This is a genomic window from Candidatus Villigracilis affinis (genome assembly GCF_016705895.1).
Classification (GTDB): domain Bacteria; phylum Chloroflexota; class Anaerolineae; order Anaerolineales; family Villigracilaceae; genus Villigracilis; species Villigracilis affinis.
Genome location: NZ_JADJKT010000041.1, coordinates 43066 through 68460, shown reverse-complemented (window position 1 = coordinate 68460; position 25395 = coordinate 43066). Strand labels below are relative to the sequence as shown.

Sequence of the window (25395 nt, the reverse complement as noted above, 5' to 3'; positions counted from 1 at the left end):
AGTCCTCAAGTTCTTCATACAACCACCCCTTTGTAATATACATTAGTGCAGCTTCATTATCGAGACTAATTGCTTTGTTAATATCGTCTAGTGCTAGCTCGTACTCTCCCAAAGATATGTAAAGACCAGCACGATTATTATATCCATCTGGATTTGTTGGGTCTAATTTAATCTTTTCGCCATAGTCTTTAATCGCCAACTCAGTTTCTCCATTTAGATAATAAACATAGCCCCTATACATATAAATAATTGATCGACTCTCTTGTAAATTCGCAGAGTCTATTTGTGAGAGAGATTTAGAGCTGCTGTGAATAGACTTAATGGATCGTCAAATAATTTGGTGTGAGCATGAGCGATCCAAGCCGATTGGTATGAAAATATATTTGACCAATAGTGAATTGAGTCAAATATGTCATTGATGTTGGCAATTCTTGGTTTACGTATAAAGTAAAGTCATCTGGAGGGTGGGCTAGGTTTACCAGTTTATCTTCTGGGTCTTTTATATGTAACATGGATTGGTCAGCAGACAAAATCATAAAGCGAAACATACCACTGTCGTCATAATGACCCCATATTACAATTGTTGCACGATATCTTGTTCCTAGTGCCTTTACAGCATCTTGTTCATTTCGTTGGAATGCCTTGTGAATACGAACTACACGAATGTTTGGTAATGCATATTGCTTAAATGCTTTTTGTAAAGATTCTGTTATCCCTCCCGCAGCATCATAAGATACATTTTCACTTTGATCATTAAAGTCTGTTACTAGGACAAGAATCTCATTCTTGCCAGCCCTGTTCATTATCCAGTGATATGTATCTGGTCCATATGTAAAAGACACATAAGTTATCCCAATAGCGAGCAAAATCAATAGTAATATCTTCGGGGTAAGAAATTGAATGATTGTTTTACGACGGTCATTGTAGATAGCATCTCCTGTGCCAGAGATGACGACCCTTTCACTATCATTTACGGACACACTAATATCTTTGTCTTTGCGTTCTTCGTCTGCCATCTTTTCCTCCAACCTAGAGACCTTTTAGATAGAATTAGAAATAAGTCTCAATTCAAGTCACATCTTTGGCAAAACTAATCATTCCTTTTCATTGTAAGTAGCATCGCCATCTAATGAAAAGGCAATTCTTCCGCTGTTATGAATATTTACTTGAATATTGCTTGTTGATTGATTTCTCTTATTGATGTCATTTCTCTCTTGAATTGGTTTTGCGTCTACTAAACGGATCGAGTCGGGATCAATACCCTGACGAACAAGTAATTCAGGCGTATCCTGTTCTGGAATGCCATCCAACAGAAGGGCTACTTTGCCTTGTTCAAAAGGACTCTTTTATAGAACGACCAAATCCAATTGCGCGATAGAATGATGAGGCGAAAGTGATTGCTGCTTGGTCACTAATAGATGTCTTCATTCCTACGACGCAATCAATTACATCAGCAATAGCAATTGCTTGTATTTTGGAGTAACAAGCGTTAAAGGACAACAAGCCGAATATTGTCTTTGAGGGTTGAGAACAACGCCCGTAAAGATGCTTGGCTCACTGTTTGAACTTGACGTAAGTCATTCATCAAAACTAATTCTCCTGTTTTACTGCCATGACCACTAAAATGTACAATAGTTGGCTTATGAGTGTTTAGTTCTTGTAGCAAATCATCTGGACGAACAGCCCACCTTGAGATTAAATCAAGTACATCTCGATACTCTGAGGTGCGGAGTTTGGTTGTTATTGAGCGTATTTCTTCATCAAGATTCAATGGCGTCACGTCTTCAGGGTTACTCGCAAAGAACAAGATTTTTATTTCAGTGTTCATGGACACCTCCAGCTAACTAGATTATAGCAAACGACTTGATCCATCTGCCAGCCGCCGAACGGTTTGCGTTACCTGCGTGTGGGCGGGTGTGGATTCTGCTTGGGAATAGGAAAAACCCGAAGCCAGAAAAATGCTCGAAAATGCCGCAGAATCCCACACGTCAGGTGCACGCTTTGTTGGGCGGCGTTTTATTGCGCAAGACTCTTTGACTGCGAAAGACCTGCCCGCAAAAGATTGAAAAAATGTGACTTTTTCCGATTTTCGTGGCTCAGTCAATATTTTTGTCAACCTGCTGAAACAAGTGTGTTCTTTCAGGAAGTGAAAGCGGTCGATTCTCTTTGCAGAGCAAACGTTGTCGGGGGTTTTTTTCTATAGCGATTGCCCACTTAATTGAGCCCCATCCAGTGATTGCGAGAATAAATGCGGCAGGATGTTTTATTTCAAAAAAAGCGACCATTTGCATAGCGCCAAAAAATGCCCATGCTAATGATTGCCAACTAATTTCCAAAATATACTTGAAAAACTTTTTCATTTGATTTCCTACTTATCTTATGCAAGAAGCCGCCCAACTATGTTTTATACAGCTTCATGCTGTAAAATACCCCCGTGCGGGGTGTTATACGGACTCAATCCGCATAACAGACTATATACACAGCATTATACAACCATCATTACACAGGAAACAGAGGATATTCCCTTTTCATGCGCTTAAGAGCAGATTTGACACTATTGGTCGTTTCGATTATTTGGGGCTCGGCCTTTGTGGCCCAGCGTGTGGCGGGTCAGCAGGGCAGTGTGTACCTGTTCAACGCCGCGCGCTATTTGCTGGCCGCGCTGGTGGTGCTGCCCCTCGTCCGCCGCGCGAACATCGCCTCCATGCCGAAAACCCAATACAAATGGATGTTCATCGCGGGCTTCTTTTTGTTTGCGGGCAGTGCGCTTCAGCAGGCGGGCATGGTCTACACCACGGCGGGCAATGCGGGCTTCATCACCGCTTTGTATGTGGTGCTCGTGCCCTTCGTCTTGTTTTTCTTCTGGCGCGAGAAACCGCATTGGATGTCGATCGTGGCGGTGGTTTTGGCCGGGGTGGGCGCATTCCTCTTGTCAACAGGCGGCAGGTTCGAGGTCCAGAAAGGAGACGCGCTGGAACTCATCGGCGCGCTGTTTTGGACCTTCCATGTCATCATCCTGGGGAAATTCGCCTCGAAGTTCGAAGCCATGTCGTTTTCTGTGGGGCAGCTTTTTGTCTGCGGCATGTTAAATCTGGGTGTCGGCGTTTTCACCGAACCGATGATGAGCTTTAACTGGCCGCTGGCATTTGCCATCGCCTACACGGCTTTCTTCTCGCTCGGGTTGTGTTATACATTGCAGGTCTGGGCGCAGCAGCATACCCCGCCCGCCGATGCCGCCTTGATCCTGAGTCTTGAATCTGTCTTTGCTGTTCTCTCTGGCTGGCTGTTATTGGATGAAAGACTGGTGTTCATTCAGATCCTTGGCGCGGTGCTGATCTTTATCGCCGTGGTGCTTTCGCAATTCAAGGAATGGACATCAGGTAAAATTGACCACGACCATCTTGTTGAGGGCAGATAATGTTAAGGACCGAAGAAAGAAACCTGATCGAAGAACTCGACCTCTCGTTCCATCCGCTCACACAAAAATTGTGGCGTGATTTTGAAATGCTGTTTGGCAAACACGGCGCATGCGGCGGCTGTTGGTGCATGCACTGGAAATTGCGCGGAAAAGAATTCACCGAAAGCGCTGGCGATACTGCGCGCCAGATGCAAAAATCCATCGTCGATTCGAAGACCGTGCCTGGCTTGCTGGCTTATTCCGAAGGCTATCCCATCGGCTGGATCGCTGTCGAACCGCGCAGCGCCTATCCAAAGCTCGCGCATTCACGCACCCTCAAACCCGTCGACGATCAGGAAGTCTGGTCGATCACCTGCTTTTTTATGGAAAAGAAACATCGCCGCAAGGGGATTACAGTTGAGTTGCTAAAAGCCGCCATCGATTATGTGAAGGCGCAGGGCGGTAAAATTGTGGAAGGCTATCCTGTGGATTCAAAACAGGATTCGCCCGCGCCCTTTGTCTTCACAGGCACGGCCTCCGCATTCAAACACGCTGGCTTCGAAGAAGTCGCGCGCAATTCACCCACCCGCCCGATCTTTCGTTACGTGATCCAATAGCCCATCTTGTGCAATGTCATGCTGAGCGAAGTGAAGCATCTTGCTTTTGCCGCGAATTCCACGAATGGGCGCGAAATTTTTACGTTTGGGCGCATTGCACCATGTTCTGCATAAGTTGAGCAAATCATTTGAGCGTTACTTTTCAACCTCCTTCAAAATCATTTACGGCTCGCGATTATCAATTCATCGCGCTGGTCTCGTTTTTGGTGGTCGCCGTATCCATCGCGCTGGTCATTGCCAACCTCACCCTCAAAGATGGCGGCGATTTTTACGTTCATTGGGTGAGTGTGCGCATCTTTCAAAATGACAGGCTCGATCCCTACAGCGGGGAAGTCCCTGCCCGTGTGCAGCAATTGGTGTATGGAGGTCCCGCCGCAGCCGGGGATGAACCCTACATTCTGGATACGCCCTTTCACATTCTCCTGCTCTATTTTCCCATCGCGCTTCTTCCCGACCCGTTGCTTGCCCGGGCGATATTTACATTGATCCTCGAACTGGCCTTGTTCGCGCTCGCCATCATCAGCCTGCGCCTCACCGATTGGGAAATGCCGATTCCTTTTTACATTCTGTTTCCCCTGATCGCTATTTTCAATTTTTATACATTCCAGGCCATTTACGAAGCCAGCCCTGTCCTGCTGCTTGGGTTGATCTACGCTGAAATATTGGTCGCCCTCCGCGCAGAAATGGACGAGATCGCGGGCGCATTCATTGCGGTCTCTTTCTATCACTGGGAAGTCGGCGCGCCGTTTCTCGTCCTCATTGCCTTGCGCATGTATTATGAAAAGCGCACCCGTGTCTTTGCAGGATTCTTTATGGCGAGCCTCATCCTGTTGGTTGTTTCGTTCATGGCTTATCCCAACTGGCTGGTTCCATTCTTCCGCGCCACCATCAACAACATCAAAGTAGATTTTGGATTCAACGTCCATTCCATTTTCACCCGCATCTGGCCGACGTTCGGCGGCACCTTTGCATGGTTGTTCATCGGCTTGCTGGTCGTCGCGCTCGGCTACGAGTGGAGCGCCGCCCGCAGCGGCGATTTCCGCCGTTTTTACTGGGCGGCCTGTCTGTCACTTGCGGCGGCGCCTCTGCTTGGTTTCCGTACTGAAATGGAAAACCTCGCCGTTCTGATTATTCCGCTCGCTTTAATATTCGCCATCGTCCACGACCGCTGGTATAAGATCGGTAACTTCCTCACGATCCTGTTGATGCTTCTTGTGCTTACATTGCCCTGGGCCTTGTACCTGTTCGCCGTGCCTCGTTTTGGGATCATTGCCGAAGAAGGCCTTTTCCTGTTTCTTCCCCTTTTTACTTTCATTGGCTTATACTGGATTCGTTGGTGGGCGATCCGCCCGCCGCGCATCTTGAGCGATCTTGCAAGCCGCCTCTAACCCCATCCTGAGCATAGTCGCAGGACAATCACCCAATCCCCTTATGAACTTTCGCACCTACTTCTTCCTCTTTCTCTTCGGGCTTGCTGTTCCAGTCATCATCGCCCAATTCCAGCCGATCCCCGGTTATCTCGACTCAGACTATTACTACGCAGGCGGAATTCAACTGGCAACCGGCAAAGGTTTCACCGAGCCCTACCTGTGGAATTTTTTAGACGGCACAACTTCGCTTCCGCATCCATCCCACAGCTATTGGATGCCCCTCGCTTCCATTGTCTCTGCGTTGGGGATGTGGCTCACCGGTCAAACCACCTTTGCTTCGGCGCGCTTGTTCTTCTTTTTGATCGCCGCCTTCGTCCCGCCGCTGACCGCCGCGCTGGCTTACACCTTTTCTCAAAAAAATGACATCGCCATTGCATCTGGAATGCTGGCGATTTTTTCCGTCTATCACGCGCCCTTCGTCGGTGTAACGGATAACTTCAGTCTCTTCATGTTGTTTGGCGGTTTGTATTTCATCATCGCCACACAACTCATGCAAGACCCGACCCGCATGCGTAATTGGCTTTTACTCGGCGTGCTTTCAGGGTTGATGGCGCTTTCCCGCAGTGACGGTCTGCTTTGGCTGCCGCTTACATTTCTATTTGCACTCTGGCGTGCGAAAAAGATTTCATCCTTCCTCCCTCATCCTTCGCCCTTCATCTTTGCTCTTCTTGGCTTCCTTCTCATCATGTCGCCGTGGTACATCCGCAATCTGAATTTGTACGGCACGCCCATGGCTCCCGGTGGAAGCCGCGCCCTCTGGCTCGAAAATTACGACCAGACCTTTGTTTACCCGCCCACACTGATTACCAAAGAATCATTCCTCGCTCAAGGCTGGGACAAGATTCTCGACGACAGATTATGGGCAATGAATATGAATCTGCAAAGCGGATTCGCGGCGCATGGCGGAATCATATTATTTCCATTCATCGTGGCGGGAATCATTTATTATCGAAAAGATGATCGCGTCAAACTTGTCACGATGGCCTGGCTGATCCTCTTTTTGTAATGACCTTTCTCTTCCCCTTTGCGGGTGCGCGCGGCGCATTCTTCCATGCGGGCGCAGCACTTCAGCCAATGTGGTGGACTCTCGCACCGTTGGGCCTTGAGTCGATCCTTGTGTCCCTGAGAAAACGCGGCTGGGGCAATGACCAGAACCGGGTTGTGTTTCGAAGCGCGCTGGTCATGGTCGCCATGATCCTCACGGTCTATGTCGTCTATCTGCGGGTGTTCACACTGGGCTGGGGCGAGATCGATGCCGATTACAAAGCCGTCGACCAATTCCTTGTCGAACACGGCATCGAGGAACAGGATATCGTCATGGCGCGTAATGCGCCCGGCTATTATCTCAACACGGGCCGCTCTGCGATCTCCATTCCATATGGCGGCGAAACGGCTCTCTTGCAAGCCGCCCAGGAATTCGAAGCATATTATCTGGTGTTGGAACCTGAAGCTGTTCTGGACCCGATCAAGGATCTCTTTCAAAATCCCGATAGCCGCAACAAATTTGTGTATCTAGGTGATGTTGATGGTGCGCGCATTTACAAACTCGAAACTAAATAAGATCTCAAATCGCGACCTCTTGATCCTTGCCGCTGCGGTGATTGTCATTGCAGTTATTTATTTGCTTGCAAGCCATTTCAATTACGGCATCGGCTTTCCCCTCGACGATTCTTGGATTCACCAAACTTATGCCCGCAACCTTGCACAGCGCGGCGAATGGGCATTCCGCCCCGGCATTCCCTCGGCGGGTTCCACTGCGCCGCTTTGGTCGGCATTGCTGGCGATCGGCTTCCTCATCAGCCTCTCTCCCTACATCTGGACGTATTTTCTTGGCGCGCTCACACTCTTTGCACTGGCTGTCGTTTGTGAATGGGCTGTTCGCACGTTGGTCGATTCATATCGCCCGAAGTTTCCGTGGGTGGGAATCTTCTTTGCCGTCGAATGGCATTTCGCATGGGCCGCGATGTCTGGAATGGAAACCCTGTTTCATGGATTGATCGTCACGACCGCTCTTGTTTTGTTGATGACGAACACGCATCGCTATTTAACCCTGGGCCTGCTCACCGGTCTAGCGGCCTGGGTCCGCCCCGACGGTTTGACTCTGCTCGGTCCCGTTCTGATGGCGATCCTGCTCAATGGGCAGGATACCCGTTCAAAACTCATCGCATTTGTGCGTTATCTGATCGGCTTTGGTTCGCTGTTTGTTCCCTATCTTTTGTTTAATCTTGCCATCGGCGGCACGCCCATGCCCAATACCTTTTATGCAAAACAGGCAGAGTACGCTTCGTGGCAGACCATTCCCATCTTCACGCGTCTGGGGCAAATGTTCCTGCAATTACTGGTCGGGCCAAGCCTTGTATTGATTCCCGGTGTCGTCGGCTGGCTGGTCAAAAGCATTCAACAAAAAATGTGGGGTAGTCTCGCCGCATTCATTTGGTGTGCAGGGTATCTTGGAATGTACATTTCCCGTCTCCCCGTATATCAACATGGACGTTACATCATGCCCGCCATGCCCATCTTCTTTTTATTTGGAATCCTGGCCTTTGCAGAATTCGACAAAGGAAAACTATTCGAGCGTTATCACTGGATCGGTCAGTTGATTTGGCGGGCAAGCATTGTCATGCTTGCGGCTGCTTTTATTTTCCTCGGAGCACAATCCTATTCACAAGATGTGGCCCTGATCGAAACTGAGATGGTTGTCACCGCAAAATGGGTCGCCGCAAACCTGCCCCCCGATGCGCTGATCGCCGCACACGATATCGGCGCGCTCGGTTTTTTTGATGAACATGCGTTGATCGACCTTGCGGGTCTGATCTCGCCCGATGTTATTCCATTTATTCGCGATGAACCTCAATTGACGAATTATCTTAACCAACAGGGCGCCGACTATCTAATTGCCTTCCCCGGCTTCTACCCGGAGATGACAGGAGGCGTTGAAAAGGTGTTCGAGACAAACAGTGTAGTCACCCTTAAGTATGATGAGGAAAGCATGGCCGTCTATCTGTGGAAAACCCCTTAATGGGTTAAAATATGAGCACACAAAACCTATGAAGAAGAGAGAGAATGGGCTTGGGATGAACCAGATTACACTTTTGATTGTCGATGATCATCCATTGTTTCGCCAGGGCGTGGTGGATGCCTTGTCATTGGAACCCGATATGCGCATCATTGCCCAGTCTGCCGCTGGTGATGAGGCGCTGGAGTTGATCCGTACCAAGAAGCCGACCATCGCTGTGATGGACGTCAACTTGCCCGGCATGAACGGTCAGCAGATCACGCATCAGGCTTCGCAGGATAGACTGCCCACACGCATCATCCTGATGACTGGCTATGATGATGTGGAACAGGCCATTCATGCAGCCTTGGCAGGTGCGCATGGCTACTGCTCCAAGGATATCGAACCTCAAAGCCTTTCACGGATCATCCGTGAAGTTGCGGAAGGCAAGTACGTTTTCGAGAACAACGTCTTTACCCGCCGTGAGCTGGAGCTTTGGGTCGAGGATCGTATCGAAGGCGCACGCCGCTCTTATAGTGAACCTGGCACTCCCTTCCACCCATTGTCTGATCGCGAGATGGAAGTGTTGGCCTGTGTCGTACGCGGCATGAGCAACAAAGAGATCGCAACCCTGCTGGGAATCAGCCACCAAACTGTCAAAAATCATGTCACCGCCATTTTGCGCAAGTTTGGCGTTGAAGATCGCACGCAGGCGGTTGTGTATGCCTTGAAACGCGGGTGGGTAACCTTGAAGGATACCAACATTCACCCTCAGGAGTAATAAATGACCAGTAATGAGCCCATGGACTTTCAAAATGAATTGGATGAGACGCAGCGTGCGCTACGTGAAGTGACTTTGATGATGGAGCAAAGCCAGGGCGAACTTGCCAAGATCACACAGCGAAACACCGCGATCACTTCACACCTTCAACAATTGCAAAAACAGGGGACCACGGTTGAAGACCTAAAGATGTCCTACGACTCCGCTTTGGATGTTCAGCAGAGGTTGTTTGTGATGCGCGGCCAGTTGGAAAAACTTCAAAACGACAAGGGGCATCTCGAAAAATATAAAGCCACACTGGAAAACATCGTGTCAGGCAACGGAGCAGGCGGGGATGCCTCAAGTGCCGGCGCTCCCTCTGCAGGGACCAAAAGCCAAATGGCGGGGATCGAAATGATCGTCAACGCGCAGGAGGCCGAACGTCAGCGCCTGTCGCGTCAAATGCACGATGGGCCCGCCCAGGCATTGTCAAACTTTATCCTGCAGACTGAAATTGCCATGCGTTTATTGGATGTGGATCCTGCTCAGGCAAAGGATGAACTGGGTAATTTGAAGACCTCTGCAATGGGCACGTTTCAAAGAGTCCGCAGTTTTATTTTTGAATTACGCCCGATGATGCTCGATGACCTTGGCCTGGTGCCGACTCTGCGCAAATATGCCGATGCGTTCAAGGAACAGGCCGGGCTTGATGTGAGCGTTACGGTCACTGGCACGGAACGTCGTCTGGAATCTTATTTAGAGGTCATGATCTTTCGTGCTGTGCAGGAATTGCTGGGAAATGCCTCTCGTCACAGTCAGGCTACCTTGATCAAGGTTCAAATCGACCTTGGGAATGACACGATCCGCGTCAGCGTTGAAGATAATGGCAAGGGGTTCTCGCCTGAGATCCTAAAAGAATCGAACAATCTGGGTCTTAAACTGATTCGGGAGCGTTCTGAGATGTTGGGTGGAAGTTTTGAAGTAGACAGCTCTGCCGGTTCTGGTGCTCGAATCTCGTTTTCAGTACCCGCGAAAGTGTAGAATTCCTTCCATTGGAAGTTGCGTGACCCAATCACCTAACAATATTGTAGGCGGTTGGGTCGCACTGCACTTGTTTTGCCTGACGGGGTAAACATATAATACGGAACAGTTTTCATGGAGGGGAGCACGTATCCCCTGTAAGTTTGCCTTGCCAACACCGAAGAGAGCAGCCTTCTAACGACGAAAGCCTCGTTTCTGGCCGTCGAAATTATGTTTTTGGCATTTTTCTTGTATAATGAATGTGTTATAAAATACTCTGTTCAAAGAATGTGAAAAGAGGAGAATCCTATGCGTCGCGGAAGAACCCTGATCTTCGTAATTTTAATAATAATTATCGGTCTAGTGGTGGCGTTTGTGGCTTATACCCAGTATTTTAGCCAGGCAGCCGCGCCAGAAGCACCGCTTACCGTTGATGTTTACATGGTCGGCCAGCCAATTCCACAAGGTGGTACGATCACTGCAGAGTTGCTTGCCCCGATGACAATTCCTCAGGCAAACCTCATGTCAGTGATGTACACTATTGACAGGCAGGCGGAACTTGTGGGCAAAGTGGCTAAATACCCGCTCGATCAAGGTGTTGTAATTACGCAGGCCATGGTGAGCGACGCCACCGCTGCAGTCCCGATTTCGGGTCCGCAATGGGCATCGTTAATCCCACCTGGAATGACAGCCATCTCCATTCCAACTGATCGCTTATCGCTTGCTGGTTATGGGGTAAATAATGGAGCCCATGTTAATATCAACGCCTGTTTCCTTTTTGTAGATATTGATCCCTCCTTCCAATCTGCTCTGCCGAATCAGACAGGTATTTTGACGGGCACGGGTTTTACACCTGAAGGTTTGCCGGTGCTTTCTCTTGGTGTAACAGCCAGCGGCTCAGGTCAGGGAAGACTCGAACTTGATCCCTCGATCCAACAACCCTACTATTTGATGCCTTCTGAGCGTCAGCGCCCAAGAATGGTATGTCAGATGCTGTTGCAGGATGTGGTCGTAATGAAGGTTGGTGACTTCCCCGCTGACCCGGCTGCAAGTCTGTCTGCCCCAGCCCCGGTTGCCACCGACCCGCAGACCCAACAGGCAGCGCCCGTTCCGCCGGATATCGTTACCCTGATCGTTCTTCCACAGGATTCAGTCACTCTTTCATATTTAATCAGTACAGATGCCAAATTGACCTTGGCTTTAAGGAATCCCACCGACCAGTTACGGCAGGCAACCGAGGCGTCAACTCTGCAATTCCTGTTGAGCCAATACAATATACCCGTACCTGCGAAGCTTCCTTACTCTCTTGAGCCTTACACAGTCAGTTTTTGTAACCTTAGCCTTGGCACGTCATCGGTATGTTCAGCCACTCCTCCTCCGGCGCAATAAGCAGGTTGTCTGCTGAAAAGCTTGTTCGTGGCCTGCCAGTTTTGATTCTCTGGTATTGCAAGGAATTAAAAGGTAGTCGTATATAGGATTGATAAAATCAGACTTAAACTTTCGAAATGAATGGAAGTAATAAAAATGGCCGCAGATAAAATTCGCATACTCATTGTAGATGATATTGCAGAGACGCGAGAGAATATTCGCAAGTTATTACAGTTTGAATCGGACGTTGATGTTGTTGGTGCGGCCCGGTCTGGCAAGGAAGGTATTCAGCTGGCTCAGGAGCTGGATCCGGATGTTGTATTAATGGATATCAACATGCCGGATATTGACGGCATCACTGCCACTGAGCAGGTGAGAAAAAGATCACCGCATGTTCAGGTGGTCATCTTATCGGTACAAAGTGATCAAAGTTACATGCGCCGTGCAATGCTCGCTGGTGCGCGGGATTTTTTGAACAAACCGCCATTGGGCGATGAATTGATCTCTGCGATTCGTCGAGCCGGAGAGATGGCACATGCTGAGCGGGCGAAAAACGCGCAGCAGAACTTTGCGGCTTCTGTTGTGGCTGGTGCTGGGGGCGGGTCGTCAGGCTTTGCACCTGCGCATAAAGGCAAGATCATCACCATATACAGCCCCAAAGGCGGAACTGGTTGTACCACTCTTGCGGTAAACCTGGCGATCACTTTGAACAATGAAGATACCCGCACTGCGCTTGTTGATGCAAACCTGCAATTTGGTGATGTAGCCATTTTTGTCAATGAGCAGGGCAAGAATGCGATTATTGAGCTTGCCCCGCGCGTGGACGAATTGGAGCAGGAAGTTGTCGATGAAATTCTGATCAACCATAGTGCGTCCGGAGTAAGAATTCTTACCGCCCCCCAGCGTCCGGAGTATGCTGAAAAAATATCCGCAGAGCAGTTCACCAAGGTGGTGCAATACTTGCAGCGGATGTATGCATATGTGGTGGTGGACACTTCACATATTTTGTCTGATGTGGTTTTGTCCATGTTTGATGTGAGTGATGTGATCGTATTGGTGACCACACAGGAGATTCCTGCGATTAAGAATGCACGATTATTCCTTGACCTGTTGCAGACCATGGGAATTAACAAGAATCGTGTCATCTTTACGATGAATCGATATGACAAACGAATTTCGATCACCCCGGAACGGGTGAGTGAAAATCTTAAGCATGAAGTATCTGTTACAATACCTCTTGATGAGAAGATTGCGATCACAGCGGTTAATCGTGGCGTGCCTTTTATGCTGGACAATAAATCCCAGCCGATTGGAAGGGGTATCTTTTCTTTGGCTGAGGCCGTCCGGGGTCGCTTAATAACTTTAGAATCTGAAACTGAAGTGTCTGAAAGACGGTAAGGAGAGTAAATTATGTCGTTGCTTCGACGTATTGAGCAGGGGCAGGGTGGCGGACAGCAGGGTGCTGGTGGTAACAATGGTACACCAACTCCACCTCCGAGCAAACAACCTGGTGGACCAGCCCAACCCGGTTCCGGGGAGGGTGCAGGCGGGGGAGGCGATACTTCCCGTTTGTCCTCCTTGCAGGCAAGGCGGGTAAGTGCTCCGATTACATCACCGCAAGCCGGTTCATATTTTGATTTAAAGACTCGCGTTCAAAACAAGCTGCTTGCCGAGATTGATCCGTCGATGGATGTTTCCAGAACGGATGACGTCAAGCGCACCATCCAGGGCTTGTTTGAGCAAATCCTGACCGAAGAAAATATTGTTCTTTCGAGACCTGAACGGGCGCGTTTGTTCGAACAGATCGCGGCGGAAATCCTGGGGCTTGGTCCACTACAGGCTCTGTTGGAAGATGATACGATCACCGAAATCATGGTCAATGGTCCCAAGAATATCTACATTGAACGCAAAGGTAAGTTGCACCGGGTTCCCGTGACCTTTGAAAGCAACGAACATGTCATGCGTATTATTGACCGTATCGTAGCTCCTTTGGGACGCCGTATCGATGAATCCAGCCCATATGTAGATGCGCGTTTGCAGGATGGTTCCCGTGTTAATGCGGTGATTCCCCCGATCTCCTTGATCGGACCCGTGCTGACTATCCGTAAATTTTCGAAGAACCCAATTTCAATTGAGCAAATGATTCAATTTGGTTCGATATCACATGAAGCTGTTCAGTTTCTGAAGGCTTGTGTGGAAGCCAGACTGAACATTGTCATTTCCGGCGGTACTGGTTCTGGAAAAACGACGTTGTTGAATGTCCTTTCCAGTTTCATCCCAGGTGATGAGCGCATCCTGACCATTGAAAATGCGGCCGAATTGCAATTGCGCCAGGAACATGTCGTGACATTGGAATCCCGCCCGCCTAACATTGAAGGTCGCGGCGAAATTACAATTCGCGACCTCGTGATCAATGCCCTTCGTATGCGCCCTGAACGAATTATCGTTGGCGAGTGCCGTGGTGGAGAAACCCTCGACATGTTGCAAGCCATGAACACAGGTCATGACGGTTCAATGACCACCGCCCATGCCAACTCCCCGCGTGATGCGATTTCTCGTATCGAAACCATGTGCCTGATGGCGGGCATGGATTTGCCGGTCCGCGCGATTCGCGAACAGATTGCTGGCGCGGTTGATGTGATTGTCCAGCAGGCACGTATGCGTGATGGCAGCCGTAAAGTGACCACCGTCACCGAAGTAAGCGGCATGGAAGGTGACGTCATCACGATGACCGATATTTTCACGTTTGAACAAACCGGCATGGAAAACGGCAGGATCATTGGGCGTACACGCCCCACTGGTCTGCGTCCGAAGTTCATGGACAAGATCGAGGCTGCGGGCATCCACTTGCCGCCGTCCATCTTTGGTATTGGCGAGCGAAGGCGTTACTAAAGAAAACTTCATGGTGTAGAAGAGTACTACATGGCTACCTTTATTATCATCGGCGGTGTTGTTCTAATCATTCTATTGATAGTAGGCGTTATTGTTTCTTCAAACAGTGAACGTGCTGTTGTCGAACAACGCCTTGCTCAATATTTGGATGATGATAAACAAAGTTTGGACCGTGAAGCTCAAAATTCCGTCCTTACAGAGTGGGTATCCAAGCGGGTGGAGAAAACATCCTTTGGCGATCGCATCGCCAGGGATCTTGCTCGCGCAGATCTGAAGTTCAAAGCCGGTGAATATTTTATTTTGATCATCGTTTGTATTTTGATTGGTGGTCTTGTCATATGGTTTCTGGGGAACCAGCACTGGGCTTCTGCTGTAATGGGGGCGATAGGCGGTGCCTTTGCCCCGGGGATCTATGTCAGACGGCAGCAAAAGCAACGCCTTCAAAAATTCAACGACCAGTTGTCCGATATGCTCAACTTGATGGTGAATGGTCTTCGTGCTGGGTATTCGACCATGCAGGCCATGGAAGCTGTGAGCAAGGAACTTCCGTCGCCGATTAATGACGAATTCCGTCGTGTTGTGCAGGAAATGCAGATCGGTATTCCCATGGAAACCGCGTTGGAGAATCTGCTCCGCCGTATTCCCAGCGATGACCTTGACTTTGTCGTGACCGCGATCAACGTTCAACGCGAAGTAGGTGGTAATCTTTCCGAAATTCTGGATACCATCTCGTTTACCATTCGTGAACGCGTTCGTATCAAAGGCGAGGTTCGCGTACTTACCGCTCAGGTTCGCACATCCGGATCTGTGCTTTCGTTGATCCCGTTTTTTCTTGTTCTTATTCTCTGGTTTTTGAATCCTGAATACATTATGGCTGTTACCAAAGGCGGCCCTATTATTACGGCGGCAATTATTTGCGTCGTACTTGGCTTGATTTTCACAGGTTACTTTATCATGATGAAGATTGCGGATATCGAGGTGTAATATGGGTACTGTTGTTGGGATTATTCTGGGCATCGTTGTTTTGGGCGGCGTGATTGCGCTCATTGTTGTGGGGTTGCGTGCCCGTCAGGGCGGGCAGGACGAATCCGACCCTGTTCTTTCGCGTTTAGCTGAAGCCACCCAGCGTGGTGAGTCGGTTTCCCTCGAAGATATTGAATTGCAGCAGCCCTTTATTCAAAGGGTGATTGTTCCAATGATCGAGAAGGTGGGTGAGGTTTCCTCCCGCTTTACACCGCAAAAACTCCTTCAGGAAACGACCCTTAAATTGGAATTGGCTGGAAATCCAGGCCGTATTGATGCTGCCACCTTTTTAGCGACACGCTTTTTTGGTGCAGGCATATTCGGTGGCGGCTTGTTGCTGATCGCGCTGGCTTCCAAGACCTGGCCGGTGGGCAGAATTGTTCTCGTTGTAGGTATATTTTCTGTGATTGGATTTTTCTTTCCGCAGTTGTGGCTGCAGAGCCGAATTAACAGCCGTCAAGGCGAGGTTCGCAAGGCTCTGCCTGATGCTCTCGACCTGTTAACCATCTGCGTGGAAGCAGGTCTGGGTTTTGATGCATCCATGTCGAAGGTCGCTGAAAAATGGGAAAACGAACTCTCGCTTATGTTCGGGCGGTGTATCAGGGAGGTCCAATTGGGTAAAACGCAGCGTGAAGCGTTGCGTGACATGGCAGACCGCCTTGGCTTGCCTGAACTGACCAGTTTCGTTGCGGCCGTGATTCAGAGTCAGATCCTCGGTGTTAGTCTTGCAAAGGTGCTTCGAATTCAATCTGACCAGTTGCGCGTGAAGCGCCGTCAGTTTGCAGAGGAATTGGCGCATAAAGCTCCTGTAAAGATGATCATCCCGATGGCTTTGTTAACTTTCCCGTCCATCATGATCATTTTGATGGCTCCTGCAGCATTCCAGATCGCTGGTGCTTTTGGTCCGTTCTTGGGCCAATAAAAAAACAAAAAAACGTCCTTGTCCTTCTTTAGCTCGTTCTAAATGGAGGCAGAATTTGCCTGACAGCTCTTTATCGTATCTTCTTTACAGGTCAATATGGACTGGGTTGGACCTCCTGTATCCTCCTGTGTGTGGAGGGTGTGGGAAAACGGGCTCTCGTTGGTGTTTGGAATGCCAACAGCGTGTACAGGTCTTAAAGGGGACTTTGTGTGAAGTGTGCGGCCTACCGCAAAACAAGACGGGTGTCTGTGACACCTGTCGGGCGGATAGGCCGCGTTTTCATTCTCTGCGCGCATGGGCTGTTTTTGAAGACCCGGTGCGGAAAGCACTGCATAAATTAAAGTATCGACGCGACCTTGCGTTGGGAGATGCGCTTGCTTCGCACATGACCCATTTCGTAAGGGAATTAAATTGGAATGCGGATGTAATTGTTCCCATCCCGTTGGGAAAACAGCGATATAAAGAACGGGGATATAATCAGGTTGCAATGATCGCAAAACCGCTGGCATTGGCGCTTGGTATGGAATTCGCACCGAAGGCATTAAGCCGCCGCAAAGAAACGCGTTCACAGGTGGGGCTTACAAAGGAAGAGCGGCGTGAAAATGTCCACGAGGCATTTCAAGCTGGGGGTGGGGTGAATGGAAAGAACGTCATCGTGTTGGATGATGTCTCCACAACAGGATCAACTTTATCGTCCAGCGCGGACGCGTTATTTCGATCGGGTGCAAAAAATGTTTTTGCGTTGACAGTCGCGCGCGCGTTGCCTCATCACGGTCTGAGGCATGCGTGAGCGTTTTGTGTTCGTAACTTTTCATCCCTAAAAGGAGGACGTATGTCCAACAAAGTGGAAGTTCAGACACGCAACATTCGTTTGACCGAAAAAATTGAAGAATATGTAAACAAGAAGGCGGGCAACCTCGACCGTTACCTGCCAACAATAGACTCTGTGCGCGTGGAGCTTGCTCATTTTAAAGCGGCGCGCAGTGCCACCGATCGCAATGTAGTGCAGATCACAGTGTATGGCAAGGGGTTTACGCTTCGCACAGAGGAGCGTGCCGATGAGGCGCTCGCCGCATTTGATCGCGCGGTTGATAATATGCAAACCCAGATCGAGCGTTACAAAGGCAAGCATCAACACGGACGCGGCGATGGCCGTTCGGCTGCCGAAGCTGCCGAGCCAATCATTGATGATGAGACGGGCGAGCTTTCCCCGCTCGTGGCGCGCAAGAAGAAGTTTGTGTTGTACCCGATGAATGAAGAGGAGGCTGTGGTCCAAATGCGCAACCTCGGACACGATAACTTCTTTATCTTTTATAATGCTGAAACCAGCAAAATCAACGTGCTGTACCGCCGTCGTAATGGAAGCTATGGGTTGATCGAGCCTGAACTCGGTTAATCGGTGAGCCAATGACTGGCTTGGCGGCTATGCTGCCAGGCCAGTTTTAATTTATCAACCCATCCCGCGAATGTGAAGAATCCGCGCGGGATGTTCGGAGCGAAAATGGAATTTGATGATGTGAATGAGAACGATGTGGCAGACACGGCCATTGATAACCCTGCGATAGAAAATGCAGTGACGCAGATCCTGAACGCCGTGGGCGAAGACCCGCAGCGCGAGGGATTGCAATTTACGCCGCGCCGCGTAGCGCGCATGTATCACGAACTGCTTGGCGGTTACACAATGGATTCGGACGCCATCATCAACGGCGCGTTGTTCAACGTGAAGTATGATGAAATGGTGCTCGTGCGTGACATCGAATTTTATAGTCTGTGTGAACACCACATGCTGCCTTTTATGGGGCGGGTGCATGTTGCCTACATCCCCGACGGCAAGGTGCTGGGCTTGTCGAAAATTCCCCGCATTGTTGAAATGTACTCGCGCCGTCTGCAGGTGCAGGAACGCATGACCCGTCAGGTGGCGGATTTTCTGCGCGACTTGCTTAAGCCCCAGGGCGTGGCTGTCGTTGTGGAGGCGATGCATCTGTGCTCGATGATGCGCGGCGTGAAAAAGCATGATGCCCGCATGACCACCTCGGCAATGCATGGCGCATTTCGCGCAAACCTCGCCACGCGCCAGGAATTTCTGGCGAACATCTCGCGCGGCTCATCGCCTTTGCAAATTTAGATATAAAAAATTGCGGAATTTTATTCCGCATTTTTTATTGCTTGAATGTAAATCCGCGCCTGACTTAACCCAGGCCTGCTTCTGTCATTTGACGTGAATCGCCGCCGAATCAGTTTCGGCTTTTGGCAATGATTTGAATCTTGTTTCAATGAAAATAAAGCAAATGGCAAGTACCAGCCACGCGATGACTTGTTCCTGGCGCAGGCTGTTTAAGATCAGCGTGCTGTCGCCGCGGAAGGCTTGTAGAAAAAGCTGTGCGGCTGCTGTCAGTGCGGCGAAGGTAAGGAAGAGAATGCCCGGGCGTGGATCATGTTTTTTAAACCAGATCAGGCCAAAGATTAAGAGAGAAGCGAGCGTCTCATAGACCTGAGTCGGATGTCGCGTGGCGCTCCACAGGTTGATTCCCCAAGCCACATCGGTCACTTTTCCAAAGGCGGTGCCAGCCGCCAAATGGGCCAGCCCCATGCCGATGGAGAGGATCGCAAGGAATGGAGTTAGCGCATCGAGAGTGGGCCAAAGCGCAAGCTCGCGCCGTTGACCGAAGATGAATGCCGCAATGAGTGCGGCGGCCAGTCCGCCAAATGCGTCGAAGATATCGGGGTTGATCGAGACGATTCCGATCGGGCTTTTGAGAAATGTGGGGAGATTTTGGAGAACGAATGAGATTCGCCCGCCAAGGATGAACGCGACCAGCCCATAAAAGATGACGTTATTGAGATCGTCTTTGTGGATGCCGTGGCGCTCGGCGCGTTTTTCGGCGAGGGAAAGCCCGATCCATGCTGCGATAACGAGCAGGATCATGTGACGGGGCGGTGAGAAAATGTTTCGGAAAAATTCAAGCATATTATTTTAGGATCTGTTCGATGCGGGTGCGCAGCAACGCCTCAGACATGGGGCCGCCGATAACGACTTCTGAGATGATGCCTTCGCGGTCAATGAAATATGAAGAGGGCAGGGACCGCAGTTGATATAGTGCGGCGACATCCCCCGTTTCTTCGAGCAGGATGGGAAAGGTGAGGTTGTGCTCCTCTGTGAACGGCACGACTGCAAATGGGTCGTCTTGATAGGTCATGTCGATGGCGAGGACGACGAAGCCCTGATCTTTGTATTCCTGATACATGGCTTCGATGGTGGGCATTTCGGCGCGGCAGGGCGGGCACCACGTTGCCCAAAGGTTGACGAGCACGGCTTGTCCGCGCAATTCAGAGAGGGTGTACGATTCGCCTGTGGGGGTCTTGAGCGAGAAATCGGGTGCGGCAAAGCCCACCTGTGGTGCGGGGATGTTCCCTGATGTGGAAGCGCCTGTTTTATCCGCACTCAGCGCGACCCATGATGCGCCTGCAATGAGCAGGAGAATGTAAAGAATGATTCGCTGATTTTTTTGCATGATGACCGAGTATACATGAATTGAGGTGTAAAATAGGCTTAAGTTCTTTTGCCTGTTAACCTGTCTACTTGATTCTCTCATAACTTACCCATGCTATTCACAGACTCTGCCTTTGTTGGTATCGACCCCACTTCCGGACGCAAATCTTTCACGTACGCTGCGCTGGATAAGGATCTGCGCCTCATCGCGCTGGCAGATGGTGAGATGGAGGATGTGATTGCCTTTCTTGCGGGTCAGAAATCTGTGACCGCGGCGATTAATGCACCCGCAGGAGTCAACCGTGGACTGGTTCGCGAAAAGATGAAAAAGGAAATGCTCACGCCGCATCAGGTGCGCGGTGCAGAGTTGCGCATGGCGGAATTTCAATTGCGCGAGCGTGGAATTACTGTGACCGGCACTGCCGCAAACGCCGCATTGTGCCCTGCGTGGATCCAGGTTGGCTTTGAGTTGTATCGCAAGCTGGAAAAAGCGGGTTTCAAGAAATATCCTGAAAAGGATTCGCCCTATCAGATTCTGGAGACGCATCCGCACGCCTGCTATTGTGTGATGGCGGGGCAGGTTCCGCTGGCAAAGCCTTCGCTGGAGGGTCGCTTGCAAAGGCAGTTGATCCTGCATGAGCGCGGATTATATGTCAAAGACCCGATGGATTTCTTTGAAGAGATCACACGCTACAAACTCATCAAAGGCATCTGGCCGATGGAGTTGTTGTACCTGCCTGAACAGCTCGATGCGCTTGCGGCGGCTTACACAGCCTGGCTGGCCGTGCATAAAACGGAACGCATTTCAACGGTTGGCGACGAAATGGAGGGATTGATTGTCTTGCCAGAAAAAGAGTTGAAAGAAAAGTATTAGAAATAAAACAACAATGCCTGAAGCATCGGATGTTAAGGCAATGATCCCTTAATTATTTAAGTCTTGTTGGCGGAATGGATAGGGGAGAATGCCTGCGGATGTAATCCTCCAGCACCTCGGGCATGATGGTGGGAACTTCAAACTCAATTTCTTCAAAGGGGATGACGAGATAGCCGATGAAATCTGCGAATTCCATATCAGTGGAGGCGACGAGGAAACTTTCATCATCGCGGATGACCCTGCCCTGATACTCGATCTCGACTTCCCCGGAACTGCTCCCGTTTCGACGAATGATCGCCCCGGCAATATGCGGCATGCCGACCGCTCGTCCGCGTAAACCGTGAGGAGTGCGCGCGGCGTTTTCGGCCTTCAACGCTTCGCGCAGAAATTGTTTGATCTGACTCCCCGTCAATTTAAGCCAGGCAGGGTTGGCAGTGGATCGATTCGCCGCGAACAAGGCTCCCTGTGTAAGCAAGCCTTTCTCCAGAGCGGTCTCCCAATGCCCAGCAAGGACAAAGGCCATTTGTGCGCCCTTCACTCTTTCCAGCAGGGCATCTGCAAGCAGATTGCCGACGGCACATTCTTTTTCATCGGATAATTCGAAAGGTGCAGACAGCATCCCAACCTCACGTGACATGATCGCTTGCACGCGCACGCGTTCCGATTCCACTGCGGCATGTGCGGCGGGGTCGGGGTCGATTGTCTCTTCGATGGGGAGGAGGGCATGCTCAAAGTGAGTCACTTTTCCTGATGCAGGATCAATTGTCAGGTCGAGGCGACCGAGGAATCTTCCGTAGTCACCTGCCTGTGCGAGGATTGTCTCGTTGATCTGCAATGGCGGGTCAAGCAGGTCGTGGCTGTGTCCGCCGATCAGCAAGTCAATGCCGCCGATGTTTTCGATCACGCGTTTGTCATCCCGCAAGCCAAGGTGTGAAAGCAGGAGAACGGTTTGTGCGCCCAACGTGCGGACTTGAGCGATGAGGTTGGGCAGCAGGTCATCGGCTGGGACGACGTGCATGTTGAAGAATGTGTTGTACGCTTTGTTCGGATCAGTTACGCCGATGATGCCCAGTTTGAATCCACCGAAATCATGAATGGCGAACGGCTCAAGTCCTTTTACCAATTCATCGTTGGCGTCGAAAAAATTTGCACACAAAAGCGGACGCCCGAAATGCAAAGCGAGGTCTGCCACGGCTTGCGGACCGTAACGCACCGGGATGGCGTTGCCCAGCGCGGCATATTCACAGCCCGCGCCGCGCAGAATGGCGTTCATGGCGCTGCCTTTGGTGAGACTGCTTTCGAGCAGAATGGTATCTTCTGCGTCGCCTGCATCCACGTATAAACAGAAACCGCCGTTCGACTCAACCTCCCCGCGAATTTCTCGAACCAGGGTTGCGACTCTTTCAAGTTGTGGAACCCTGCCGTGGATGTCGTTCGTGTGCAGGATGGTTAATTTGAATGTGGTGGGCTGGGAACTTTGAGCATTTGGTTTCATTTTGCCTCGATGAATTACAGATCAAAGGTGATTTTCTTTACAGGTTTCATTAAAAGCATATCATCGTTTGGTAAAATAGTAAAAAATCTTTTTTCACAGGATTCACTCATGACTGCTGATTTGCAAGCTCGCGCAATTAATACTCTTCGTTTTCTCTCTGCCGATGGTGTGCAGAAGGCCAACTCTGGCCACCCCGGTTTGCCAATGGGAACCGCGGCGATGGCATACACCATCTGGACTCGCCACCTGCGGCACAATCCACGCAACCCAAAGTGGGCGGGACGTGACCGCTTCATCCTTTCGGGTGGGCATGGTTCGATGCTCCTTTACTCTTTACTGCATCTGACGGGGTACGACCTGCCACTTTCTGAGCTGCAAAACTTCCGCCAGTGGGGCAGCCTCACCCCGGGTCATCCTGAATATGGATTAACCCCGGGCGTGGAAGTGACTACAGGTCCGTTGGGACAGGGTTTTGCCAATGGCGTCGGTATGGCAATCGCCGCTTCGCATCTCGCCGCAAATTTCAACCAGCGCGGACATGAGATTATCGACCCGTTCATCTACGCCATCGTCACCGACGGTGATTTGATGGAGGGCGTTGCCTCCGAAGCCGCATCGCTGGCAGGGCATTTGTCGCTTGGGCGTTTGATCTATCTTTACGATGACAATCACATTTCCATCGATGGATCTACAGACCTTGCCTTCACCGAAGATCGCGCGATGCGCTTCAGTGCATATGGCTGGCAGGTCTTGCGTGTGGAAGATGGCAATGATGTGGAAGCGGTTGACAAAGCCATTCAGGAGGCGAAAACCGATCCACGCCCGACTTTGATCGTGTGCCGCACCATCATTGGATTTGGTGCGCCCACCCGGCAGGGGACTTCCAAAGCGCACGGCGAAGCCCTTGGCGAGGAAGAATTGAACGCCGCGAAGGATAACCTTGGTTGGCCGAAGGAACCGCGCTTCTTCATCCCCGATGATGTGCTGGCCTTCTACCGCAAAGCCGTGGACAAGGGCCGTGAACTCGAACATGATTGGAAGATGCGCTTCGAAGCGTATGCCCGTCTGAATCCCACTTTAGGCGCGGAATTACAGCGCCGTTTGAATGGTGAACTGCCCGCCGATTGGAAATCTGCATTGCCGACCTTCCCTGCGGATGCAAAAGGCATGGCTACCCGTGCGGCCTCTGGCAAGACCATCAACGCAATTGCAGCGAAACTCCCAGAACTCATCGGCGGCTCTGCGGATCTGGCTCCCTCGAACAACACCAAAATTGACGGAAGCCCCGCCTTCCAAAAAGATTCCTATCAGGGACGTAACTTCCATTTTGGTGTGCGTGAACATGCGATGGGTGCGGCATTGAATGGCATGGCGGTCTTTGGCGGCGTGATTCCTTATAGCGGCACCTTCCTCGTGTTTGCTGATTATATGCGTCCGTCGGTTCGTTTAGCGGCGCTCTCGCATATCCCGTCCATTTTTATTTTCACACACGATAGTGTCGGCCTTGGTGAAGACGGCCCCACGCATCAGCCCATCGAACATTTGACTTCTCTGCGCCTGATCCCGAATCTCGTGGTCATTCGGCCTGCGGATGCAAATGAGACCGTTGCAGCTTGGAAGGTGGCCATCGAGAGACGTAACGGCCCGACTGTCCTTGCGTTGACGAGGCAGAACGTCCCGACTTTGGATACGTCTGCACAGGTTGAAAAAGGTGCGTACGTGTTGAAGGATTTTGGAAATCCAGAAATGATCCTGATGGCTTCAGGCTCTGAGGTGGGCTTGATCCTCGATGCTGCACAGAAACTTGCTGACGAAGGTAAAGGCGTGCGTGTGGTTTCCTTCCCAAGCTGGGAATTGTTCGAGAAACAAGACGAAGCTTATCGCGAGTCCGTGTTGCCGAAAGCCATTCAGAAGCGACTCGCTGTCGAAGCAGGGGCAGGCCTCGGCTGGGAACGATACGCAAAGTCCGTCATCAGCATTGACCGATACGGCGCATCCGCTCCTGCGAAGATCATCTTCGAGAAGCTTGGGTTTACTGTTGAGAATGTTGTGGCGAGAGCGAAGGAATTGTAATTGTTAGACCCTAAAGGTCTTTAAGACCTTTAGGGTCTCTTAATGGAGTAAAAATGAAAGTAGCAGTTGGTTGTGACCATGGCGGATTCCCGCTGAAAGAAGTTGTGATTGAAGCGGTGAAGGCCGCTGGGCACGAAGTGATCGATGTCGGCACCTACAGCGCAGATGCGGTGGATTTCCCTGATTTCACAAAAAAAGTTGGCGAAAAAGTTCAAAGCGGTGAAGCCGAACGCGGCGTGTTGATCTGCGGTTCGGGCATCGGCGCGGCGATCGCGGCCAACAAAATGAAAGGCATTTACGCCTCGATCTGCCACGATACCTATTCCGCTGCGCAGGGCGTTCAGCATGACGCGATGAATGTCCTTTGCCTGGGCGGCCGCGTGATCGGACCTGAATTGGTGAAGGTGCTCGTCCCCGCATTTTTGGGCGCAAAGTATCTTGGCGAAGAAAAAGGCGGCGAGCGGTTTGCAAAACGGGTGAATAAGATCAAAGAGTTGGAAAGTTGAAAAGTTCGAAAGTTTGAAGGTTTACAAGTTTCAAACCTTCAAACCTGAAAACCAATGAACTAAAAGGGAAACATGCCGACGATTACCCGTTTTGAAGAAATAGAAGCATGGCAGACTGCGCGGGAACTGACCAGACTGATTTATGAATATACAGAAGATGGAAAGTTCGCGCGTGATTTTGGGTTGAAAGATCAAATTCGTCGTGCGTCAGTTTCTATTATGAGTAACATTGCTGAAGGCTTTGAAAGCCAGACGCAGGCGCAATTCATTCGTTATCTTGGAATTGCAAAAGCTTCTGCTGGTGAAGTGCGTTCACAGTTGTATGTAGTACGCGATTTGCAATACATAAAAGAAGAGCAGTTTTCAACTGTATTTCAACTGGCAGAGAAAAATTCCCGTCAAATTGCAAATTTCATCACGTATCTCGAATCTCATCCGTCATCGGGTAAACTTCGCGAAGACTCCGCTGAATACGAAGCATAAGTAACCTTTCAACCTGTAAACTTGACAACATTTAAACCTGAAAACCAACG

At 50.3% G+C, this 25395-nt stretch carries 28 protein-coding genes; 20 read left to right on the top strand and 8 right to left on the bottom strand.

Annotated elements, in window-relative coordinates:
• The 5 genes from IPI86_RS24435 to IPI86_RS24415 all read right to left on the bottom strand — a co-directional run.
• A partial coding sequence (locus tag IPI86_RS24435; protein WP_345300652.1) for a tetratricopeptide repeat protein occupies positions 1–199 on the bottom strand: 199 nt, incomplete at its 3' end.
• 118 nt (positions 200–317) lie between these two features.
• Positions 318–1016, bottom strand: coding sequence for a hypothetical protein (locus IPI86_RS24430; protein ID WP_345300651.1), 699 nt, complete (start codon positions 1014–1016; stop codon positions 318–320).
• 78 nt (positions 1017–1094) lie between these two features.
• Positions 1095–1310: a hypothetical protein gene (locus IPI86_RS24425; RefSeq protein ID WP_345300650.1), complete on the bottom strand. Its 216-nt coding sequence runs from the start codon at positions 1308–1310 to the stop codon at positions 1095–1097.
• Positions 1311–1489: 179 nt separating this feature from the next.
• Positions 1490–1828 carry a hypothetical protein gene (locus IPI86_RS24420; RefSeq protein WP_345300649.1) on the bottom strand — a complete coding sequence of 113 codons (339 nt, stop codon included), beginning with the start codon at positions 1826–1828 and terminating at the stop codon, positions 1490–1492.
• Between the two features lie 268 nt (positions 1829–2096).
• Positions 2097–2360, bottom strand: a complete 264-nt coding sequence (locus tag IPI86_RS24415; RefSeq protein ID WP_345300648.1) for a hypothetical protein — start codon at positions 2358–2360, stop codon at positions 2097–2099.
• 188 nt (positions 2361–2548) lie between these two features.
• Here IPI86_RS24415 and IPI86_RS24410 point away from each other — a divergent pair, with 188 nt between their 5' ends.
• The 16 genes from IPI86_RS24410 to folE all read left to right on the top strand — a co-directional run bounded on the left by IPI86_RS24410 (position 2549) and on the right by folE (position 18549).
• Positions 2549–3418, top strand: a complete 870-nt coding sequence (locus IPI86_RS24410; protein ID WP_345300647.1) for a DMT family transporter — start codon at positions 2549–2551, stop codon at positions 3416–3418.
• A complete protein-coding gene (locus IPI86_RS24405; RefSeq protein WP_345300646.1) occupies positions 3418–4014 on the top strand; it encodes a GNAT family N-acetyltransferase in 597 nt (198 codons plus the stop codon). Before IPI86_RS24410 ends, IPI86_RS24405 begins: the two co-directional genes overlap by 1 nt.
• A gap of 128 nt (positions 4015–4142) precedes the next feature.
• On the top strand, positions 4143–5402 hold the full coding sequence (locus tag IPI86_RS24400; RefSeq protein WP_345300645.1) for a hypothetical protein: 1260 nt from the start codon (positions 4143–4145) through the stop codon (positions 5400–5402).
• Positions 5403–5445: 43 nt separating this feature from the next.
• Entirely contained in the window at positions 5446–6450 is a 1005-nt protein-coding gene (locus tag IPI86_RS24395; RefSeq protein WP_345300644.1) for a glycosyltransferase family 39 protein, read from the top strand.
• A complete protein-coding gene (locus tag IPI86_RS24390) occupies positions 6450–7004 on the top strand; it encodes a hypothetical protein (protein ID WP_345300643.1) in 555 nt (184 codons plus the stop codon). Before IPI86_RS24395 ends, IPI86_RS24390 begins: the two co-directional genes overlap by 1 nt.
• Complete coding sequence (locus tag IPI86_RS24385; RefSeq protein ID WP_345300642.1) at positions 6970–8463, top strand: hypothetical protein; 1494 nt, start codon at positions 6970–6972, stop codon at positions 8461–8463. The genes IPI86_RS24390 and IPI86_RS24385 overlap by 35 nt, the downstream gene beginning before the upstream one ends.
• A gap of 28 nt (positions 8464–8491) precedes the next feature.
• Positions 8492–9220: a response regulator transcription factor gene (locus tag IPI86_RS24380; protein WP_345300641.1), complete on the top strand. Its 729-nt coding sequence runs from the start codon at positions 8492–8494 to the stop codon at positions 9218–9220.
• Positions 9221–9223: 3 nt separating this feature from the next.
• Positions 9224–10240, top strand: coding sequence for a sensor histidine kinase (locus IPI86_RS24375; RefSeq protein WP_345300640.1), 1017 nt, complete (start codon positions 9224–9226; stop codon positions 10238–10240).
• 288 nt (positions 10241–10528) lie between these two features.
• Positions 10529–11608 carry an SAF domain-containing protein gene (locus IPI86_RS24370; RefSeq protein WP_345300639.1) on the top strand — a complete coding sequence of 360 codons (1080 nt, stop codon included), beginning with the start codon at positions 10529–10531 and terminating at the stop codon, positions 11606–11608.
• 120 nt (positions 11609–11728) lie between these two features.
• Complete coding sequence (locus IPI86_RS24365) at positions 11729–12985, top strand: response regulator (RefSeq protein WP_345300638.1); 1257 nt, start codon at positions 11729–11731, stop codon at positions 12983–12985.
• Between the two features lie 12 nt (positions 12986–12997).
• A complete protein-coding gene (locus tag IPI86_RS24360; protein ID WP_345300637.1) occupies positions 12998–14479 on the top strand; it encodes a CpaF family protein in 1482 nt (493 codons plus the stop codon).
• A 30-nt stretch (positions 14480–14509) separates the two neighbouring features.
• Positions 14510–15463, top strand: a complete 954-nt coding sequence (locus IPI86_RS24355; RefSeq protein ID WP_345300636.1) for a type II secretion system F family protein — start codon at positions 14510–14512, stop codon at positions 15461–15463.
• 1 nt (position 15464) lies between these two features.
• Complete coding sequence (locus IPI86_RS24350; RefSeq protein WP_345300635.1) at positions 15465–16424, top strand: type II secretion system F family protein; 960 nt, start codon at positions 15465–15467, stop codon at positions 16422–16424.
• 316 nt (positions 16425–16740) lie between these two features.
• On the top strand, positions 16741–17214 hold the full coding sequence (locus tag IPI86_RS24345; protein WP_345300634.1) for a phosphoribosyltransferase family protein: 474 nt from the start codon (positions 16741–16743) through the stop codon (positions 17212–17214).
• A gap of 42 nt (positions 17215–17256) precedes the next feature.
• Positions 17257–17820, top strand: a complete 564-nt coding sequence (gene raiA, locus IPI86_RS24340) for a ribosome-associated translation inhibitor RaiA (protein WP_345300633.1) — start codon at positions 17257–17259, stop codon at positions 17818–17820.
• 105 nt (positions 17821–17925) lie between these two features.
• A complete protein-coding gene (folE, locus tag IPI86_RS24335) occupies positions 17926–18549 on the top strand; it encodes a GTP cyclohydrolase I FolE (protein ID WP_345300632.1) in 624 nt (207 codons plus the stop codon).
• 84 nt (positions 18550–18633) lie between these two features.
• On the opposite strand, the gene IPI86_RS24330 is transcribed toward folE, so the two are convergent.
• Positions 18634–19392 carry a prolipoprotein diacylglyceryl transferase family protein gene (locus tag IPI86_RS24330; protein WP_345300631.1) on the bottom strand — a complete coding sequence of 253 codons (759 nt, stop codon included), beginning with the start codon at positions 19390–19392 and terminating at the stop codon, positions 18634–18636.
• A 1-nt stretch (position 19393) separates the two neighbouring features.
• Positions 19394–19936, bottom strand: coding sequence for a TlpA disulfide reductase family protein (locus IPI86_RS24325; protein WP_345300630.1), 543 nt, complete (start codon positions 19934–19936; stop codon positions 19394–19396).
• Positions 19937–20026: 90 nt separating this feature from the next.
• On the opposite strand from IPI86_RS24325, the gene IPI86_RS24320 reads away from it, so the two are divergent.
• Complete coding sequence (locus IPI86_RS24320) at positions 20027–20788, top strand: DUF429 domain-containing protein (protein ID WP_345300629.1); 762 nt, start codon at positions 20027–20029, stop codon at positions 20786–20788.
• Positions 20789–20840: 52 nt separating this feature from the next.
• Here the strand turns inward: IPI86_RS24320 and IPI86_RS24315 are convergent, their stop codons facing one another.
• A complete protein-coding gene (locus tag IPI86_RS24315) occupies positions 20841–22283 on the bottom strand; it encodes a bifunctional UDP-sugar hydrolase/5'-nucleotidase (RefSeq protein ID WP_345300628.1) in 1443 nt (480 codons plus the stop codon).
• 108 nt (positions 22284–22391) lie between these two features.
• Between IPI86_RS24315 and tkt the strand changes: the two genes are divergently transcribed.
• The 3 genes from tkt (at position 22392) to IPI86_RS24300 (ending at position 25345) form a co-directional block, all read left to right on the top strand.
• On the top strand, positions 22392–24356 hold the full coding sequence (gene tkt, locus IPI86_RS24310; protein ID WP_345300627.1) for a transketolase: 1965 nt from the start codon (positions 22392–22394) through the stop codon (positions 24354–24356).
• Between the two features lie 53 nt (positions 24357–24409).
• On the top strand, positions 24410–24862 hold the full coding sequence (rpiB, locus tag IPI86_RS24305) for a ribose 5-phosphate isomerase B (protein ID WP_345300626.1): 453 nt from the start codon (positions 24410–24412) through the stop codon (positions 24860–24862).
• A gap of 72 nt (positions 24863–24934) precedes the next feature.
• Positions 24935–25345 carry a four helix bundle protein gene (locus IPI86_RS24300; protein ID WP_345300625.1) on the top strand — a complete coding sequence of 137 codons (411 nt, stop codon included), beginning with the start codon at positions 24935–24937 and terminating at the stop codon, positions 25343–25345.
• Positions 25346–25395 lie beyond the last annotated feature (50 nt).